The organism is Blautia sp. KLE_1732_HM_1032 (assembly GCF_025147905.1).
In the GTDB taxonomy this organism is placed as follows: Bacteria; Bacillota; Clostridia; order Lachnospirales; family Lachnospiraceae; genus Blautia_A; species Blautia_A fusiformis.
This window is the reverse complement of the sequence record NZ_CP102266.1, coordinates 2,637,292-2,654,335: the sequence shown is the minus strand read 5'-3', so window position 1 is coordinate 2,654,335 and position 17,044 is coordinate 2,637,292. Positions and strand designations below refer to the sequence as shown.

The window sequence follows — 17,044 nt, the reverse complement described above, 5'->3', positions numbered from 1 at the left end:
AGAACGGAGGAGCTTTTTCATGAAAGAATTACAGTTAAAATACGGATGTAACCCAAATCAGAAACCATCAAAGATCTATATGGCAGATGGAAGTGAGCTTCCGATCCAGGTACTCTCCGGAAGACCAGGATACATCAACTTCCTGGATGCCTTTAATGGCTGGCAGCTGGTACGTGACCTTAAGAAAGCAACCGGACTTCCGGCAGCAACTTCATTTAAGCATGTATCTCCGGCAGGTGCTTCCATCGGACTTCCGCTGAATGAGACACTGGCAAAGATCTACTGGGTAGATGATATGGACTGGAAGAATTTTTCCCCGCTTGCATGTGCGTATGCAAGAGCAAGAGGTGCAGATCGTATGTCATCATTTGGTGATTTTATTTCTCTTTCTGATGTCTGCGACAAAGATACCGCAATGCTGATCAAGAGAGAGGTTTCTGATGGTGTGATCGCACCAGGATATACAGAGGAGGCTCTTGAAATTCTGAAGCAGAAGAAAAAAGGCAATTACAATGTGATCCAGATCGATGAAAACTATGTTCCAGAACCTTTGGAGCACAAACAGGTATTTGGAGTCACCTTTGAGCAGGGCCGCCAGGAGCTGGCAATTGATGATGCGCTGATCTCCAATATTGTAACAGAGAATAAAGAGCTTACGGAAGAAGCCAAGAGAGATATGAAGGTTTCTCTGATCATCCTGAAATATACACAGTCCAATTCTGTATGCTTTGTTAAGGACGGACAGGCTATCGGCGTTGGTGCAGGACAGCAGTCCCGTGTACATTGTACACGCCTTGCAGGTCAGAAGGCAGATAACTGGTATCTCCGTCAGTGTCCGAAAGTACTGGAGCTTCCGTTTAAAGACACGATCACACGTGCGGAGAGAGATAATGCCATTGATGTTTACATTGGTGAGGAATATATGGATGTCCTTGCAGATGGTGCATGGGAAAAGACATTCACAGAGAAGCCGGAAGTGTTCACAAAAGAAGAGAAGAGAGCATGGCTGGATGGTCTTACCGGCGTGACACTGGGATCCGATGCATTCTTCCCATTCAGTGATAATATCGAGCGCGCATATAAGAGCGGTGTAAAATATATTGCAGAGCCGGGTGGATCTGTACGTGATGACGCAGTTATCGATACATGTAATAAGTATGGAATGGTGATGGCATTTACAGGAATCCGCCTTTTCCACCACTAAAAGATGCATGCCTTGGCCATGATATGCAGCTGAAATAAAAGATAAAAAATATAAAGTCCCGAATCTGAATTTCTGGAAAAAAGAGATCAGACCCGGGACTTTTTGATCGAAAAAGGATAGTTTTAAAAATAAAAAAGAACTCTGAAAAACTCAGAGTTCTGAAGAGCGATAGACGGGGCTCGAACCCGCGGTCTCGACCTTGGCAAGGTCGCGCGTTACCAACTACGCCACTATCGCATATGTCTTATCGTTTCAAGTGTTTCCCTCAGCGACAAGACATATATTAGCATAGATTTTATATTCTGTCAAATGTTTTTTGGAATTTTTTTGAAATTATACACAACATATAAAGTTTATTCCAGACGTCTGAAATAGAACTTGTATATGACAATATTTCGGTGGTTTATGAGTTATTGTCTAAGTGGTAATAGCGCAAAACATGATCCGGATAGTATTGGTCACCATAGTCCCATGGACCGGCAGGATCATGAAGGGGATCATCTTCATCACGTTGTGTGCCGCCGCTTGCCATCTGAGCAAAGGCCTGAGCACTTTGGGCCGTCCACACAGTCTGACCGTTTTCTTCCAGATAAGCAAAATAGGAATCGGCTCCGAAATTGTATGCCTGCAGAGCCAGACGGATTTTGGAAAGATCAGTCGGACCGGTACAGACGGCCTTTTCCAGAGCATATTTCAGTTCCTGGATGCCACAGGAAATAGAGTAAGAAGGATCTGTGATACCATTGGGCTGCTGAGGATATCTGGTGTTGTAGGCTCCTTCTGAGGACTGCATGGGATCGGTACCCTGTCCGGAGCTTTCCTGCATCATCACAGCCAGGATCAGGTCTACATAGTCGGACATATCATATTGTGCTGCTTCGCTGGAAACCTCATCGCGATAAGCTTCACAGGCTGCATTGATCTGATGGGTTTCCTTCTGCCTGCCGGAAAATTTGGAAAAACGCAGAAGGATACAGCCCACGATCAGCAGAAAAAGACATGTCAGAAAGATCTTCTGCCTTCGCACCTGCTGTACACGGAGTTTGTGGCGCTGTTTTTTAGTAAGGGTTGGTTTCTTGTGTTTTGTATTCATATAAGTATTGTATCCGTTATGGATAGATTTGACCAGTTAAAAAATATGATCTTTTTGTTAAAAATTTCTGAAGACTGTCCTGTGAAATTGCAAAATATGATCTGATATGCTATGATAGTCGGGACAAACCGTAGAATGCCGGAAGAAAGGAGGCAAGATTTCATGCGAAAAAAGCTTCTGGCAATTATTTTATGTGCTTCTATGCTTTTCCCTGCATCCGTATCAGCAGAGGTACTGGGATATGAAGCAACACTGGATACATATACAAAGGAGAAAAAAACACCTCAGCAGTTTCAGATCGATGATGGGGCGGGAAATACAGTAAATGTTTTGGCGAAGAGTGATACGCTTTATGTTACAGCGAAAAATACGGAAATCCGGTCCAATCCGGGAGACAGTGGTACAGAGCTGCGTTCTGTGATCCTGGGAACGAAACTTGAAAGAATTGCAGTCTGTGACAATGGCTGGAGCAAGGTGACCTTCCAAAAGAAAGGTGAGGACAAGATCATCGGTTATGTTTCGGACAGCGTGCTCAGTGATACGGAGATCGTAAATAAATTTACAGATACAGTTACAGCGGCACAGGACAGTGATATCCTGGATTATCCCGGCAAGAAGGACGGAGAGGTTGTAGGAGAGGTCCTTCAGGATGATGAGCTGAAAAGAACAGGTACGGTAGATGCTATCTGGAGCAGGATCGTTTACACAGATGACAGTGGTTCAGATCACGTCGGCTATATTCCGACCAGCTGCCTGGAAGGTTATCAGGCTACGGAAGTGGCCAAGGCAGAGCAGGAAAAGAATACAAAAGCAGGATCCCTTACTAAGAGTTCCGGGGAGGGCGTTTTTGCGGATGCGGTAGATGGTGTAACTTCCACAGGTGGTTCCGGAAGTACCGCATCTGGCGTACAGATCGGAACGCCGGTATCAGTATCTTCTGACGCGACACTGAAACCACTGGGAACATTCCGGATCACGCATTATTGTCCGTGCAGCATCTGTTGCGGACCATGGGCGAATGGAATTACTTCCACAGGAGTAACGGCCACTACCAACCGTACGATCGCAGTGGATCCGAGTCAGATCCCATACGGTTCCAAAGTAGTGATCAATGGACAGGTTTATGTTGCAGAGGACTGCGGAGGAGCGATCCGGACCAATTGCATTGATGTATATGTGGCAACACACTCCGAAGCAGAGCAGAAGGGCGTGTTTTATACAGAAGTTTATTTGCTTCAGTGATCAGAAAAAGACTGCTGTAGATTCCACAAGGGATTTGCAGCAGTTTTTTGTATAAAAAAACTCTGACCAGCAGAGGCTATTCTGCGATCAGAGTAAAAAAATAATGCCCAGAGCCGGAATCGAACCAGCGACACGAGGATTTTCAGTCCTCTGCTCTACCAACTGAGCTATCTGGACATGTCTCTTTCGAGTACTTTGTTACTTTAACACATTTATGTAGAGAATGCAAGGAAAAAATAAAAAAAGCAGATGTTTTTCTGAAAAATCTGATTTTCAAAAAAACATCTGCAATATTATGGCTACAGATTTATCTGGCAGCAAGATAGATTTTTTCCATATCTTTCATGTTCAGCTGTTTGAACACACCGATGGTACGGGTGTCTTCAAAGCTGCATTTAAACGCCAGATCATGAATCTCCTTTTCTGTAAGATCAAGACCAAGCTCATGAAGGCTGGTAGGCATCTGGATGGAACGGAAATAGTCTTCCATGGCTTCTATGCCGGCAAGAGCAGTTTTGTTGAAGTCGGTACTGCAGGGAATGTCAAAGATATTGACTGCAAACTGGGCAAAGCGTTCCGGATTTGCATCATAAACGTAACGTGCCCAGCTTCCCCACAAAGCGGCAAGACCGGCTCCGTGAGCCACATCGTAGGTGCCGCCCAGTTCATGCTCCAGCTGGTGACAGGCCCAGTCACCACCGCCGGTTCCGCAGCCGGTAAGTCCATTGTGGGAAAGACTGCCGGCCCACATGATCTCTGCCCGTGCAGTATAATTATCCGTCTCCTTCATCAGGATCCGGGAGTTATAGATCACGGTCTGCATCAGAGATTCGCTGATACTGTCGGTGATCTCCATGGTTTCGATATTTACAAAGTACCGTTCCATAGTATGCATCAGGATATCCACACAGCCGCTTTCGGTCTGATATTGCGGCAGGGTATAGGTGAGGCGGGGATTTAAAATAGCAAAACGTGGGCGGCACAGATCGTTGCGGGCACTACTTCGTTTCAGCCAGCCCTCTTCATTGGTGATCACACAGGATCCGCTCATTTCACTTCCGGAAGCTGCGATCGTCAGGATAACGCCTACAGGAAGACAGGCTTTTGGGGTTTCGGTGCGGAGAAAAAAGTTCCATACATCTGTATCCGGATTGGCAAGTCCATAGCCGATGGCCTTGCAGGAATCAATAACGCTGCCACCGCCAACAGCCAAAAGAAAATCAACCTGTTCTTTGCGGCAAAGCTCAATACCTTCACGTACCTTGGAGAGACGGGGATTGGGAACCACACCGCCAAGAGTGACATAGGAAATTCCAGCTTCATCCAGAGAAGATCGGATCTCATCGATCAGACCGGAGCTTACTGCACTGTGGCTGCCATAATGGATCAGTACTTTGCTGCAGTTCTGCTCTTTTAGAACAGTGCCGATCTTAAGGTGTGTATCTTTTCCGAAAATAACCCGGGTAGGGGTAAAATATTCAAAATTTCTCATAGAGATTAGGCTCCTTTTTATGATTCATGATCTATTGATAAATATAAGGAATCTGTTTCCTTACAGGTCAAGCAGATATTTATGATCCCGCAGGGGTATCATCTTGATTCATTTAATTGGTTTAAAGTCGTTATAATAATAGCATAGAAGAGAAACAGACGCAAATAAAAGCTATTGAAAAAAAGGTGTAATTTTGGGGGAATGTGATATAATGACTTCTGTGAAGGAAAAGTGACCTGATCACAGAAACAGACCAATGCGAAGCGTATATTATAGAACAGATCCAAACGAAGAAGAAAGCAGGTGTCTGAAATGGAGAATATCATTATCATAGGAGCAGGTCCGGCCGGGATCTCGGCAGCACTTTATGCGGCAAGAGGAAATATGGATCCGCTGATCATAAATACAGGAATCGGTTCACTGGAAAAAGCGGAGAAGATCGAGAACTATTACGGACTGGAGCAGCCGCTGTCCGGCAGAGAACTTTTCGAAAGAGGTCTTGCCCAGGCAAGAGCACTTGGAGTACGGATCCTGGATGCCCAGGTTGTGGGAATGGGTGGTTTTGATACTTTTGAGGTGAAAACTACCGCAGGAGATTTTGAGGCACGCAGCGTGATCCTGGCAACCGGAAGCAGGAGAGCTTCTGCCAGGATTCCGGGAGTAAAGGAATTTGAGGGAAAAGGTGTCAGCTACTGCGCAGTATGTGACGCATTTTTTTACAGAGGAAAAGAAGTGGCAGTGCTTGGAAACAGTGATTTTGCTCTTCATGAAGCAGAAGAACTTTCTCATACCGCTTCCCGTGTGACGATCTTTACAGATGGAAAGAAACCGGAATTTTCAAGAGAAAATCCGCTTCCGGTTAACACCATGAAGATCCAGGCGATCGAAGGGGATGAGCGTGTTTCCGGCATCCGCCTGAAAAGTGATGTGTCCATGCAGGAAGCAGGTACCGGAGCAGATTCTTTTGTGCCGGCAGAGGGAGTCTTTGTAGCACTTGGTACAGCCGGAAGCTCGGAGATGGCCCGCCAGATCGGAGCGGAATTGAATGAAAAAGGAAATATCCGGGTCAATGAAGAGATGGAGACTACAGTTCCGGGACTGTATGCAGCAGGTGATTGCACCGGTGGACTTCTCCAGGTGGCAAAAGCTGTTCATGACGGTGCCCAGGCAGGACTTTCCGCCTGTCAGTATGTGCGGAAGCTTCTGAAGGCGTAAGCATAAGCTGATACTAAAAATAAATACAGGATCAAGGAGGAATTTTATCATGGCAAAAGTTTTTACAACAGACAATTTTGAAACTGAGGTATTAAAGGCAGAAAAGCCGGTACTGGTAGATTTTTGGGCAACCTGGTGCGGACCATGCAGACGTCAGGCTCCGGTCGTGGAAGAGCTTGCAGAAGCCGGATATGAGGTTGGCAAGGTTGACGTAGACAAAGAGCCATCACTGGCACAGCAGTACAAGATCATGAGTATCCCCACACTGCTGGTATTCAAAGAAGGAAAAGAGACCGCACGTTTTGTGGGACTGACATCAAAGACAGAGCTTGAGGCAGCGCTTCAGTAACCAAAACAGAAAACAGAAAAAACAGATACAGCTCTGGGAACCGAAATGGTTTCCGGAGCATTGTTGGTTTACTGAAAATTTTAGACAAGGGTTAATAAAAATATGGATGAGAAAATAATAAAAAAGAATGCAGTGCCTGTGATCGCGGCAATGATCACAGCGCTGGCCTTTTCTTTTACGGGCCTTCCAATGGATGGAAATACTTCTGTAGAGAAAATGAGCGATGTTTATAATGGATTGGGATGCACGAGCTTGCTTGCATGGATCCTGCTTCTTATTTTATACGTGAAAGGATGGGAGGGCTACCGGAAATACAGAAACTGGCAGGCACATGTTTTGGCAGTGATCTTTTCGGCGGGAATGCTTCTTGGAACTTCTTATTTTACAAATGGAAACTGGGATTTTCTGTTTGGCGCAAAGAAACAGATCCTGATCTCAGCCGGATGCTTTATAGGATTTTATATTATCTGTGATATGGGAATCACTTATTTCTGGAGGATTCCTGAGATGGAGTTCTTCCGAAAGGCCTGCGGGCGTATCCCGGCCAGAGAGGAAGAAGTAATGTGGTTCCGCCTGGCAAAGATATCTATGATCATTGGATGGACACCGTTTATCCTGGCATTTCTCCCAGGTTCGATCCCGGCAGATGGATTTCGGCAGCTGGATGTATTTTTGGGAGCTATGCCGCTGGACAATCATCATCCATGGGTCCTGACGATGATCATGGGTGGACTGCTGACACTTGGAAAAACTATCTGGTGTTATAATTTTGGAGTATTTTTGATCGTCATTGTGTTTACTTCTGTGGAAATCTGGTGTTACAGTGCGGTAGTCCGCTATCTGTACAGATGGAAGGCTCCAAAATGGATACTTTTTGGTACTGTTCTGCTGTTTGCATTTGTTCCCATATTTGGAAGCTATGCCCAGGCAGTGATCAAAGATGGATTATATACGGCAGTCATTACTTTGTATTTTGCAGTGTATATAGATATTTGTCATTCCTTTTCCAAGAGAAAGGCAGTATATTTATTTCTTCTGGGAATCAGTGTTTGTCTTACCCGAAATAATGGCATTCATCTGGTCCTGCCTTCTTTGATCCTTTTGTTTTTCTTCCTGGTAAAGGGCGCGAGGAAATATGCATTTATTGTAGCTGTCTGTGTTTTTGCCTGTTATCTGGGCGTAGAAAAGGGGGCAGCACCTGCCCTTGGCGTGGCACCTGGATCCCGATGTGAAATGCTTTCGGTACCGTTTCAGCAGACTGCCCGATATCTGAGAGAATATCCGGATGATGTAACCGCAAGTGAGAAGAAAGCGATCAACAGGATCCTGGATTATGATGTTCTTGCCGAGAAGTATAATCCGGAACTGTCGGATCCTGTGAAAATTACATTCAGGTTCAGAGATGATGATAATGATCCTAAATTGGATGGATACATGAAAGATTATTTTAAAGCCTGGTTTGCCATGTTCTGTCGTCATCCGGGAGTATATGTCCAGGCGACATTGAATAACACCTACAGCTATAATGATCCGTTCCATATGGGAAGAGGACAGCAGGGCGTGTACCGGTTCTACATAGATAAACTGTATCAGAAGAAATCCGGGATCGATGTCAGTTATGTTGGGCCAAAAAAAATCCAGTATATATTCCGGCTTTATGATGAATTATGGATGCGCGCACCTGGCCTGGGACTTATTTTAAGTGCAGGAACGTATACCTGGCTTACTCTGTTGCTGATGGGATATCTTCTGGTGAAGAAGCAATGGAAAAAACTCCTGATCTTTGCCATACCGGTGCTGAATATACTGATATGTCTTGTGTCTCCTGTAAATGGGATGATCCGTTATATGTGGCCGGTAATGACTATTATGCCGATGCTGTTCTGGTGGATCCTGCAGCCGGCACCTAAAACATCTTCAAATTAAAAAGTATTCATCATTTCATAAAGACGTCTTTTATCCAGAATGCGGATCGATCCCCGTGAGATCTGGATAGAGCCGTCTTTATTCATTTTTTTAAGGCTGCGGCTGACAGCTTCTCTGGCACTTCCGATGGAGCGGGCGATGGCTTCCTGTGTGAGAGCGAGCTCATCGGAACCGGTATCTGCAGCTTCATCCAGAAGAAAGGCTGCGATTCTCTGAGTCAGGGTCATAAAAAATGTCCGTTCGATTCCTGCGATCACATCTGAGAAATGTTCAGTTGTCCGTTTGTAGATGAAATTTTCCAGATAGATATTGTTTTTCATCAGCCGGGAAAAAGGAACTGCCGGAAGCAGAAGCAGATCACAGTCTGTTTCTGCATCGATCTGTACATCAAATGTAATGGCAGAAAGCATGCAGGAGGCGGAAAGAGTGCAGATGTCACTGTCCCTTAAACGGTAAAGGGTTGCTTCTTTTCCCTGAGCGGACAGTAGATAAACACGGAGAACTCCCTTCAGAAGAAAAAGAGTTCCCAGGCACTGGCGCTCTTCAGACTGTATGGCAGCACCTGCCGGGTAATGAAGCTCGCGAATGTTATCAAGAAGAAAATTCCGATCTTCTTCCGTCATATGTTCCCAGAAGGGAAACGCCTGAAAATAATTCAGACAGCTGTTTCGATCCATAAAAAGATTACTCCTTTATAAAAATATATAGTACTCATTTTAACGCTGTTTGGATGGAAATACAACAAAAACGGCATTTTTGCGGCAGGAGGGAAATCCCTGTTTTTCTATTTACATCCGGTGGCGGGAACGTTATAATCATAAAGCGAAAAGGATCAACAGAGAAATAATGAAAACTGCCGGGGAAAGAAATTATCCGACAGAAGTTAGGAGAATATAAAATTTGAAAATCTTACTTGCAGCATGCAATGCAAAATATATCCATTCCAATCTTGCGGTATATAACCTGAAATCCTGTTCCGGAGAATACAGCTCCAGGGTTGTGATCAAAGAATATACGATCAATCAGATCAGGGATGACATTTTAAAAGATATTTATCTGGAGCAGCCGGATGTGGTCTGCTTTTCCTGCTATATCTGGAATATTTCTTTTGTCAGGGAGCTGGTGCCGGATCTTAAGAAAATCCTTCCACAGGTGGAGTTTTGGGCAGGAGGCCCGGAGGTATCCTACGATGCGGTGGAATTTCTGAAAAAGAATCCTGCGTTTTTTGGAGTGATGGTGGGAGAAGGAGAGGAAACCTTCCATGAACTGGCAGGTTATTATATAGAAAGAAAACCGGAAACTTTGAGCGGGATCCGCGGAGTAGCTTTTCGTGATGAAAACAAAGGCAGGGATATTGTACACACGGGCTGGCGGGAATTGATGGATTTAAGTAAAGTTCCGTTTGCATACAGCAATCTTACAGAGTTTAAAAACCGCATTATTTATTATGAGAGCAGCAGGGGATGCCCCTTTTCCTGCAGCTACTGCCTTTCTTCCATAGATAAGAAGCTTCGGTTCCGTGATATTGAGCTTGTAAAAAAGGAATTGCAGTTTTTTATTGATAATAAAGTTCCTCAGGTCAAATTTGTGGATCGTACCTTCAACTGCAGGCATGACCATGCCATGGAGATTTGGAGGTATATTACGGAGAATGATAACGGGATCACCAATTTTCATTTTGAGATTTCCGCAGATCTTCTCCGTGCGGAGGAGCTGGCGCTGATGAAAACCATGCGTCCGGGCCTGATCCAGCTGGAGATTGGTGTACAGTCTACCAATCCTCAGACCATCAAAGCCATTCGGAGAACCATGGATTTTGAAAAGCTGAAAGGGATTGTAGAGCAGATCCACAGCTTTGGAAATATCCACCAGCATCTGGATCTGATCGCAGGACTTCCCTATGAGGGATACGACAGCTTCCACAAGTCCTTCTGCGATGTTTACGCACTGCGTCCGGAACAGTTTCAGCTTGGTTTTCTGAAAGTGCTGAAGGGATCATACATGATGGAAATGACAGGGGAATATCAGATTCTTTACAAGAATCGGGAACCCTATGAGGTACTTTCCACAGCCTGGCTGACCTACGGGGAGATTTTAAGGCTGAAAATGGTGGAAAGTATGGTGGAAGTGTATTATAATAGTGGGCAGTTCAAAAATACCCTTGTATTTCTGGAGAAGTATTTTGACGATCCTTTCCGGATGTATGAGGCACTTGGCAGATTTTATGAGAAAAAAGGATACTCGGAGATCTCTCATTCCAGGATGAGGCGCTATGAGATCCTTATGGAGTTTGCCGGAGAACAGAAAGAGATTCCGTCGGAAGCACTTTCCGATGTAATGCTCCTGGATCTTTATCTTCGAGAGAATTTAAAGAGCAGGCCATCCTTTGCTTCAGACCAGAAGCCGTATGAGCGGCTGATCTGGGATTACCGGAAAGCGAAAAAAATCCCGAAAACCGCCCATATCGAGGTGTTCCGGGACGGAAAGAAGCTTCTTTTTGATTATACAGACAGGGATCCTTTGACCAACAATGCGCAATTAACGGATATTACAGATGAGGTGAATAATAATTATGGGAATGTTTGATCCGAAAAAAAGAAAAGTGATCACAGCGATCATCGCAGTTATTCTGGTACTGGCAATGGTAGTTCCGACTGTGCTTTCACTTATCCTTTATTAAGGCGGCAGTTATGAAACTTGGAAAAAAAGCACTGGAGGCGCTTCAGGCAGAGATAGACGGACGGCTTATGCCGGGAGACGAGCTGATTGTGGCAGGCCCTGTGGCAGCAGAAGGAACTGCATGGATCACAAAGAATTATCATGACAGGCTGCGGGAGTTTTTTGCAGAACGGTTTCTCGAGGATGCTGTAAAGCTTCCTGAGGTTTACGGAACAGGAACAGAGAATGATAAAATTTGGAAAATGGCGGAAGAATCCGGAGCCAGTGCCCGATATCGGATGGGAGAAGGCGGCTTTCTTGCTGCCCTCTGGAAAATGGCGGAGGCATCCGGAGTAGGTCTTAGTGCAGATCTTCGAAGTGTGCCCATCCGACAGGAAACCATAGAGATCTGTGAGATCCTTGATGTGAATCCGTACAAGCTGCTTTCCGGCGGAAGTATTCTTATGGGAATCCATGGCGGTGATGCGTTTGTGCAGCAGTTGCGGCGAGAGGGGATCATGGCAGCAGTGATCGGGCAGACCGATTCCGGAAATGACAGGCTTCTTTACAGCGGCGGAAATGCCAGATATCTGGAACGCCCGGCAGAAGATGAGACCAAAAAGCTTGGCTTTTTGATCTCATGAGCAAGCAGCGAAGCGGATTGCGAATGCATATTTTGTATATTTAATGCTATGTAGAAAAGAGGAAAAAAATAAATGGGAGTTTTGAATATTGTGCTCCATGAGCCGGAAATTCCGGCAAATACAGGAAATATCGGAAGAACCTGTGTGGCAACAGGAACCAGGCTGCATCTGATCGAACCGCTTGGTTTTCGCCTGAATGAAAAGGCCATCAAGCGTGCAGGTATGGATTATTGGGAACATCTGGATGTGACCAGATATCTAGACTATGAGGATTTTCTCAAAAAGAATCCGGGAGCAAAGATTTATTACGCAACCACCAAGGCACCTCAGACTTATACAGATGTGCAGTATGAGGATGACTGTTTCATTATGTTTGGCAAGGAGAGTGCGGGAATCCCGGAGGATATCCTGGTAAACAATCAGGAAACCTGCGTGCGGATTCCGATGATCGGAGATATCCGTTCCCTGAATTTAAGCAATTCAGTTGCCATTGTGCTTTATGAGGCGCTGCGACAGCATAATTTTACGCATATGAATCTGGAAGGCCATCTGAGAAATTACGATTGGAAATAAGCCTGCAAAGAGTAAATAAAAACCTCTGATCTGGAAATACTGTAGGAGATATTGAGAGATATTTCTTTTACAGCCTTCCGGATCAGAGGTTTTTTGATGTTTTATTTTGCTTTTTCCAGTGTAAAGATAAATTCTGTTCCAACACCTACGGTGCTGATCACATTGATATTCTGCTTATGAGCGTTGATGATCTCTTTTACAATGGCAAGGCCAAGCCCGGTACCCTTGCGGTCTTTTCCACGGGAGACATCGATCTTATAGAAACGGTCCCAGATCCTGGAAAGACTTTCCTTTGGAATTCCGCTTCCATGGTCTTTGACTGAGACAAAAACCTTGCCATGATTGACCGTGGTTTCCAGTGTGATAGAAGAATTGTCGCTGCTGAATTTTACTGCATTGTCCAATAAATTGTACAGTACCTGCTGGATCTGTTCCATATCTGCACGGACAAAAAGCTCTTTTCCCGCAAGGAGGAGTTCCAGACGGATGTTTCGTTCCGAACAGGTTCCCTCAAAGGTGGCGGCTGTGGTACGGATCGTTTCATTGATATCAAAACGCCGCATATGCATCATACGCTTTTTGACATCCAGTTCGTTTAAGGTAAGGAGACTTCGGGTAAGCTTCTCCAGACGGGTGGATTCAAAAGCAATGACTTTCAGATAACGTTCCTGCATTTCCGGTGGGATGGTACCGTCCAGCATGGCTTCCACATAGCCTTTGATGGAGGTCAGAGGCGAGCGGAAATCATGGGACACATTGGAAATGAATTGTCGTTGATACTCTCCGTTTTTGTTCAGCTTGTCTGCCATGTAATTCAGGGAGTGGGAAAGATATCCCATCTCATCTTCAGAATCTACGGGGATCGTGTAGGTAAGATTTCCGTTGGCAAATTCCAGGGCACCCTTTAAGATTTCTTTCAGAGGTTTGTGGACCCTGTAAAAATAGATCAGAAGAAAACTGAAAAACAGTGCATAGATCACAATAAAGATCAGGATCATAACCTCTACGATATTGCTGCGGCTTTCGTAGAGGTTTTTCATAGGGTAGTGGATCACCAGATAACCAGTCACCAGATCCGTATCTTTTATGGGAACGACTGTGCTTAGCTGTGTGGTTTTTAATGTTCCGTAAAACGTACCGGAGGAATAGCAGGTATCTTCGTAGTCTTCCGGTCGGAAGTTCCTGACGGTGATATCACCGGAATCAGAGGACTGCTGGTTTGTGTTTATCAAAACGTTCCCATCTGTATCCATAACCCAGAAATCTGCATTTTGAAAGGCTGCTGCAGAGGAAAGAGCCAGGGAGAGGGATTCGTTTTTGGGGCTTTTTACAGCCTGACGAAGTTCATTTTTGGAAACCAGCTGGCTGGCAGTGCGGTAAAGGGACTCTCCGGTAGAGCGCTCCAGCCTTTTTTCTACCAGGTAGGAGCCACCGGAGGAAAGCAGCAGAAAGCAGATTCCGCCCAGCATAAAGTACAGGATCAGCAGTTTAGTATAAAGATGCTGTTTCATGAATCCTTTACCTCAAATTTGTAACCGATCCCCCAGACTGTGGAAAGAGCCCAGTTTGGGTTATCCTTGATCTTCTCACGTAGACGTTTGATGTGAACGTCTACGGTTCTGGTATCGCCAATGTATTCATAGCCCCAGATGTGATCCAGAAGCTGTTCTCTTGTGAAAACCTGATTGGGAGAAGCTGCCAGGAAATAGAGAAGCTCCAGCTCCTTTGGCGGCATATCGATCTGGTGTCCCATATAAGTTACAGAATAGTTGGTCAGGTTGATCACCAGATCCGGATAGGAAACACATTTTTCCTTTGGTGCGGCAGACGGAGATTTTACATGAAATCTGCGCAGTACCGCACGGACACGTGCCACCAGCTCTTTGGAGTCAAAAGGCTTGATGATGTAATCATCCGCTCCAAGTTCCAGTCCCAGGACTTTGTCAAAGGTTTCTCCCTTGGCGGAAAGCATAATGATCGGTACATCGGAGGTGTGACGGATCTCACGGCATACCTGGTATCCGTCAATGCCCGGAAGCATGAGATCCAGAAGGATCAGATCCGGGTGAAAAATATGGAACTGCTTCAGGGCTTCCTCGCCGTCATTTACGATCTTAGTCTCAAAGCATTCTTTTGTGAGATAGAGAGCAACCAGCTCTGCAATGTTGTTGTCATCGTCAACAATGAGGATTTTCTGTTTTGTAGCCATGGCTTCAGCTCCTTTTTATTTCTTGAATTCTACAATGGTCACGCCGGCATCGCCTTCTCCGAATTCGCCGAGACGGAAAGAAGCTACGTGCTTTTGGCGCTTCAGGTAATTGTGGACACCTTTGCGGAGGGCACCGGTACCTTTTCCGTGAACGATACGGACGGATTTCATGTGTGCGATATAGGCGTCATCCAGATATTTATCCAGCTCTGCAACTGCCTCATCTACGGTTTTTCCCAGAAGATTGATCTCTGTGGAAATGCTGGCTGCCTTGGACATACGGATCTTTCCGGCGCCGGTACGCTGCATGGACGGAGTGGTGATCACCGGCTCGTCCACAAGCTCCAGATCGGAGATATGAACCTTGGAACGGATGATACCCATCTGCACAAAGAGATATCCTCTGGAATCCGGATGACTGGAAACTGTTCCTTTCAGATTCAGGCTGAGCACCTTTACGGTATCGCCAAGAGAAAGATCGGATGGCTTCAGCTGTTTCTTTGGCTTTTGCTTCTGCTGCCTGGAAGACATTCCATTTTCGGCTTTTGACATACGTTTTTTCAGGTTCTGGCGTTCTTTTTCCACGGAAGCGGTATCTACGTGATCCTTCTGGAATTTATGGAAAAGCTTCATGGTCTGATCTGCGTATTCCTTGGTATCGCGGAGAATCGCATGTGCCTGTTCATTGGCTTCTCTGAGAATCCGCTCTTTACGTTCATCCAGCTTTTCTTCTTTTTCCTGAAGAGATTTTTTCAGCTCTTCTACCTGCTCTTTGTAACGGGCAATTTCAGCACGCTCGTTTTCGATGGTGACACGGCTCTGCTCCAGGGATGTCAGAACATCTTCGAAAGATTCATCCTGCTCGCTGATCTGTTCCTTTGCTTTGTCGATGATGAAATCTGGAAGCCCCAGCTTGGAAGAAATGGCAAATGCGTTACTTTTTCCCGGAACACCGATCAGAAGGCGGTAGGTCGGACGTAAGGTTTCCACATCGAATTCACAGCAGGCATTTTCCACACCTGGAGTGGAGAGGGCATAGATCTTCAGTTCGCTGTAATGGGTGGTTGCCATGGTACGGATACCCTGCTCGTGAAGATGTGACAGGATCGCAATGGCAAGAGCGGCACCCTCTGTAGGGTCCGTACCTGCACCAAGCTCATCGAAGAGGACCAGGGAATCCTGATCTGCGGATTTCAGGAAGGAAACCACGTTTGTCATATGAGAGGAGAAGGTACTTAAGGACTGTTCAATGCTCTGCTCATCTCCGATATCAGCATAAACCTCGCGGAAAAGTGCAAGTTCGGAACGATCCAGCGCCGGGATATGGAGACCCGACTGTCCCATTATGGTAAGAAGACCTACGGTTTTCAGAGAAACAGTTTTACCACCGGTGTTTGGTCCGGTGACAACCAGGAGGTCAAAATCATCCCCGAGACGGATGTCAATAGGAACGGCTTTTTTCTTATCGATCAGTGGATGACGGGCCTGGCGAAGCCGGATCCGGCCTTCTGTGTTGAAAACAGGTTCACTGGCGTTCATGTCCATGGCAAGTGCGGCACGGGCAAAAATAAAGTCCAGCTGTACCATGATGGAAAGATCTGCGTGAATAGCCTCCAGCTCAGCAGCTACCTGCTGGCTTAAGGATGCAAGGATCACTTCGATCTCTTTCTGCTCTTTCAGCTCCAGCTCGCGGATGTCGTTGTTCAGCTTGACAACAGCCATAGGCTCAATGAAAAGAGTGGAACCTGTGGCGGACTGGTCGTGGATCATACCGGGAACCTGGCCTTTATATTCAGCTTTTACCGGGATACAGTAGCGACCGTCGCGCATGGTGATAACGGAATCCTGAAGATAATTCCTGGCACTTCCTGCAACCAGAGAAGAAAGCTGGGTGTGTATCCGGTCGTTGGTGGCTTTGATGCTGCGGCGGATCTGACGAAGCGTGCTGCTGGCATCGTCACTGATCTCATCCTCAGAAAGGATACAGCGGCGGATCTCTGTGCTAAGGGGTGTCAGAGGTTCCAGTGCCGCAAACATTCCGTCAAGGGAATCGGTCATTCCGTCATCACGGTCACTTCTGGAATAGGCCTTTACACGACCGGTATTCTCAAGAAGACTGCAGACAGAAAGCAGCTCCAGTGCATTCAGGGCGCTGCCAACAGTAAGACGTTTTAATGTGCCACGGATGTCCTTGACACTGCCGAAGGAAATGCCGCCTTTTTTGAACAGGCGTGCAAGGGCATCGTGTGTCTGCAGCTGCATGGACCGGATCTCTTCAATGTCTGTGGAAGGGGTAAGCTCCCGACAGAGATCCTTTCCCATGGGGGAGGAGGCCTTGTCTGTGAGCAGATCTATGATTTTATAGTATTCAAGTGCTTTGTATGCTTTTTTGTTCATTGTTGCTGTAGTTACTCCTTTTTGTTACTTCTGTTGATTCTG

The 17,044-nt window shown here is 45.9% G+C and carries 14 protein-coding genes and 2 tRNA genes; 8 read left to right on the top strand and 8 right to left on the bottom strand.

All coding sequences use genetic code 11. The features are described 5' to 3' along the window. Positions 1 to 19: 19 nt before the first annotated feature. Complete coding sequence (locus NQ489_RS12675; RefSeq protein ID WP_015524356.1) at positions 20 to 1,204, top strand: phosphoribosylaminoimidazolecarboxamide formyltransferase; 1,185 nt, start codon at positions 20 to 22, stop codon at positions 1,202 to 1,204. 164 nt (positions 1,205 to 1,368) lie between these two features. On the opposite strand, the gene NQ489_RS12670 is transcribed toward NQ489_RS12675, so the two are convergent. Together NQ489_RS12670 and NQ489_RS12665 are read right to left on the bottom strand one after the other, a co-directional pair. Continuing rightward, positions 1,369 to 1,441, bottom strand: a tRNA-Gly gene (locus tag NQ489_RS12670). A gap of 166 nt (positions 1,442 to 1,607) precedes the next feature. Beyond that, complete coding sequence (locus NQ489_RS12665; RefSeq protein ID WP_044961647.1) at positions 1,608 to 2,297, bottom strand: lysozyme family protein; 690 nt, start codon at positions 2,295 to 2,297, stop codon at positions 1,608 to 1,610. A 162-nt stretch (positions 2,298 to 2,459) separates the two neighbouring features. On the opposite strand from NQ489_RS12665, the gene NQ489_RS12660 reads away from it, so the two are divergent. Further along, positions 2,460 to 3,539: a 3D domain-containing protein gene (locus NQ489_RS12660; RefSeq protein WP_044961645.1), complete on the top strand. Its 1,080-nt coding sequence runs from the start codon at positions 2,460 to 2,462 to the stop codon at positions 3,537 to 3,539. Positions 3,540 to 3,643: 104 nt separating this feature from the next. On the opposite strand, the gene NQ489_RS12655 is transcribed toward NQ489_RS12660, so the two are convergent. After that, positions 3,644 to 3,716, bottom strand: a tRNA-Phe gene (locus NQ489_RS12655). Positions 3,717 to 3,846: 130 nt separating this feature from the next. Continuing rightward, entirely contained in the window at positions 3,847 to 5,031 is a 1,185-nt protein-coding gene (locus NQ489_RS12650; RefSeq protein WP_015524359.1) for an iron-containing alcohol dehydrogenase, read from the bottom strand. A 312-nt stretch (positions 5,032 to 5,343) separates the two neighbouring features. Between NQ489_RS12650 and NQ489_RS12645 the strand changes: the two genes are divergently transcribed. From NQ489_RS12645 to NQ489_RS12635, 3 genes are all read left to right on the top strand, one after another. Continuing rightward, on the top strand, positions 5,344 to 6,246 hold the full coding sequence (locus tag NQ489_RS12645; protein WP_021651805.1) for an NAD(P)/FAD-dependent oxidoreductase: 903 nt from the start codon (positions 5,344 to 5,346) through the stop codon (positions 6,244 to 6,246). A gap of 49 nt (positions 6,247 to 6,295) precedes the next feature. Next, on the top strand, positions 6,296 to 6,595 hold the full coding sequence (gene trxA / locus NQ489_RS12640) for a thioredoxin (protein ID WP_021651804.1): 300 nt from the start codon (positions 6,296 to 6,298) through the stop codon (positions 6,593 to 6,595). Between the two features lie 102 nt (positions 6,596 to 6,697). Next, a complete protein-coding gene (locus NQ489_RS12635; RefSeq protein ID WP_021651803.1) occupies positions 6,698 to 8,521 on the top strand; it encodes a DUF6020 family protein in 1,824 nt (607 codons plus the stop codon). Here NQ489_RS12635 and NQ489_RS12630 read toward each other — a convergent pair. Continuing rightward, the gene (locus NQ489_RS12630; RefSeq protein WP_021651802.1) at positions 8,518 to 9,198 is read right to left on the bottom strand and encodes a Crp/Fnr family transcriptional regulator; all 681 of its coding nucleotides are present in this window, start codon (positions 9,196 to 9,198) and stop codon (positions 8,518 to 8,520) included. The genes NQ489_RS12635 and NQ489_RS12630 overlap by 4 nt on opposite strands. A 223-nt stretch (positions 9,199 to 9,421) precedes the next feature. Between NQ489_RS12630 and NQ489_RS12625 the strand changes: the two genes are divergently transcribed. From NQ489_RS12625 to trmL, 3 genes are all read left to right on the top strand, one after another. Next, on the top strand, positions 9,422 to 11,107 hold the full coding sequence (locus NQ489_RS12625; protein ID WP_044961642.1) for a B12-binding domain-containing radical SAM protein: 1,686 nt from the start codon (positions 9,422 to 9,424) through the stop codon (positions 11,105 to 11,107). A gap of 104 nt (positions 11,108 to 11,211) precedes the next feature. Continuing rightward, positions 11,212 to 11,823 carry an AIR synthase-related protein gene (locus tag NQ489_RS12620; RefSeq protein WP_021651799.1) on the top strand — a complete coding sequence of 204 codons (612 nt, stop codon included), beginning with the start codon at positions 11,212 to 11,214 and terminating at the stop codon, positions 11,821 to 11,823. Positions 11,824 to 11,895: 72 nt separating this feature from the next. Beyond that, on the top strand, positions 11,896 to 12,396 hold the full coding sequence (gene trmL / locus NQ489_RS12615) for a tRNA (uridine(34)/cytosine(34)/5-carboxymethylaminomethyluridine(34)-2'-O)-methyltransferase TrmL (protein ID WP_015524365.1): 501 nt from the start codon (positions 11,896 to 11,898) through the stop codon (positions 12,394 to 12,396). 101 nt (positions 12,397 to 12,497) lie between these two features. On the opposite strand, the gene NQ489_RS12610 is transcribed toward trmL, so the two are convergent. From NQ489_RS12610 to NQ489_RS12600, 3 genes are read right to left on the bottom strand one after another with little or no spacing between them, the layout of a single operon-like run. Beyond that, the gene (locus tag NQ489_RS12610; protein ID WP_021651798.1) at positions 12,498 to 13,907 is read right to left on the bottom strand and encodes a sensor histidine kinase; all 1,410 of its coding nucleotides are present in this window, start codon (positions 13,905 to 13,907) and stop codon (positions 12,498 to 12,500) included. Continuing rightward, a complete protein-coding gene (locus NQ489_RS12605; RefSeq protein ID WP_015524367.1) occupies positions 13,904 to 14,605 on the bottom strand; it encodes a response regulator transcription factor in 702 nt (233 codons plus the stop codon). The genes NQ489_RS12610 and NQ489_RS12605 overlap by 4 nt, the downstream gene beginning before the upstream one ends. Positions 14,606 to 14,620: 15 nt before the next feature. Then, positions 14,621 to 17,002, bottom strand: coding sequence for an endonuclease MutS2 (locus NQ489_RS12600; protein ID WP_021651797.1), 2,382 nt, complete (start codon positions 17,000 to 17,002; stop codon positions 14,621 to 14,623). Positions 17,003 to 17,044: the final 42 nt, after the last annotated feature.

Coding starts and splice junctions, on each gene's coding strand:
- NQ489_RS12675 (WP_015524356.1), top strand. CDS start 20: ATGAAAGAATTACAGTTAAAATACGGATGTAACCCAAATCAGAAACCA.
- NQ489_RS12665 (WP_044961647.1), bottom strand. CDS start 2,297: ATGAATACAAAACACAAGAAACCAACCCTTACTAAAAAACAGCGCCAC.
- NQ489_RS12660 (WP_044961645.1), top strand. CDS start 2,460: ATGCGAAAAAAGCTTCTGGCAATTATTTTATGTGCTTCTATGCTTTTC.
- NQ489_RS12650 (WP_015524359.1), bottom strand. CDS start 5,031: ATGAGAAATTTTGAATATTTTACCCCTACCCGGGTTATTTTCGGAAAA.
- NQ489_RS12645 (WP_021651805.1), top strand. CDS start 5,344: ATGGAGAATATCATTATCATAGGAGCAGGTCCGGCCGGGATCTCGGCA.
- trxA (WP_021651804.1), top strand. CDS start 6,296: ATGGCAAAAGTTTTTACAACAGACAATTTTGAAACTGAGGTATTAAAG.
- NQ489_RS12635 (WP_021651803.1), top strand. CDS start 6,698: ATGGATGAGAAAATAATAAAAAAGAATGCAGTGCCTGTGATCGCGGCA.
- NQ489_RS12630 (WP_021651802.1), bottom strand. CDS start 9,198: ATGGATCGAAACAGCTGTCTGAATTATTTTCAGGCGTTTCCCTTCTGG.
- NQ489_RS12620 (WP_021651799.1), top strand. CDS start 11,212: ATGAAACTTGGAAAAAAAGCACTGGAGGCGCTTCAGGCAGAGATAGAC.
- trmL (WP_015524365.1), top strand. CDS start 11,896: ATGGGAGTTTTGAATATTGTGCTCCATGAGCCGGAAATTCCGGCAAAT.
- NQ489_RS12610 (WP_021651798.1), bottom strand. CDS start 13,907: ATGAAACAGCATCTTTATACTAAACTGCTGATCCTGTACTTTATGCTG.
- NQ489_RS12605 (WP_015524367.1), bottom strand. CDS start 14,605: ATGGCTACAAAACAGAAAATCCTCATTGTTGACGATGACAACAACATT.
- NQ489_RS12600 (WP_021651797.1), bottom strand. CDS start 17,002: ATGAACAAAAAAGCATACAAAGCACTTGAATACTATAAAATCATAGAT.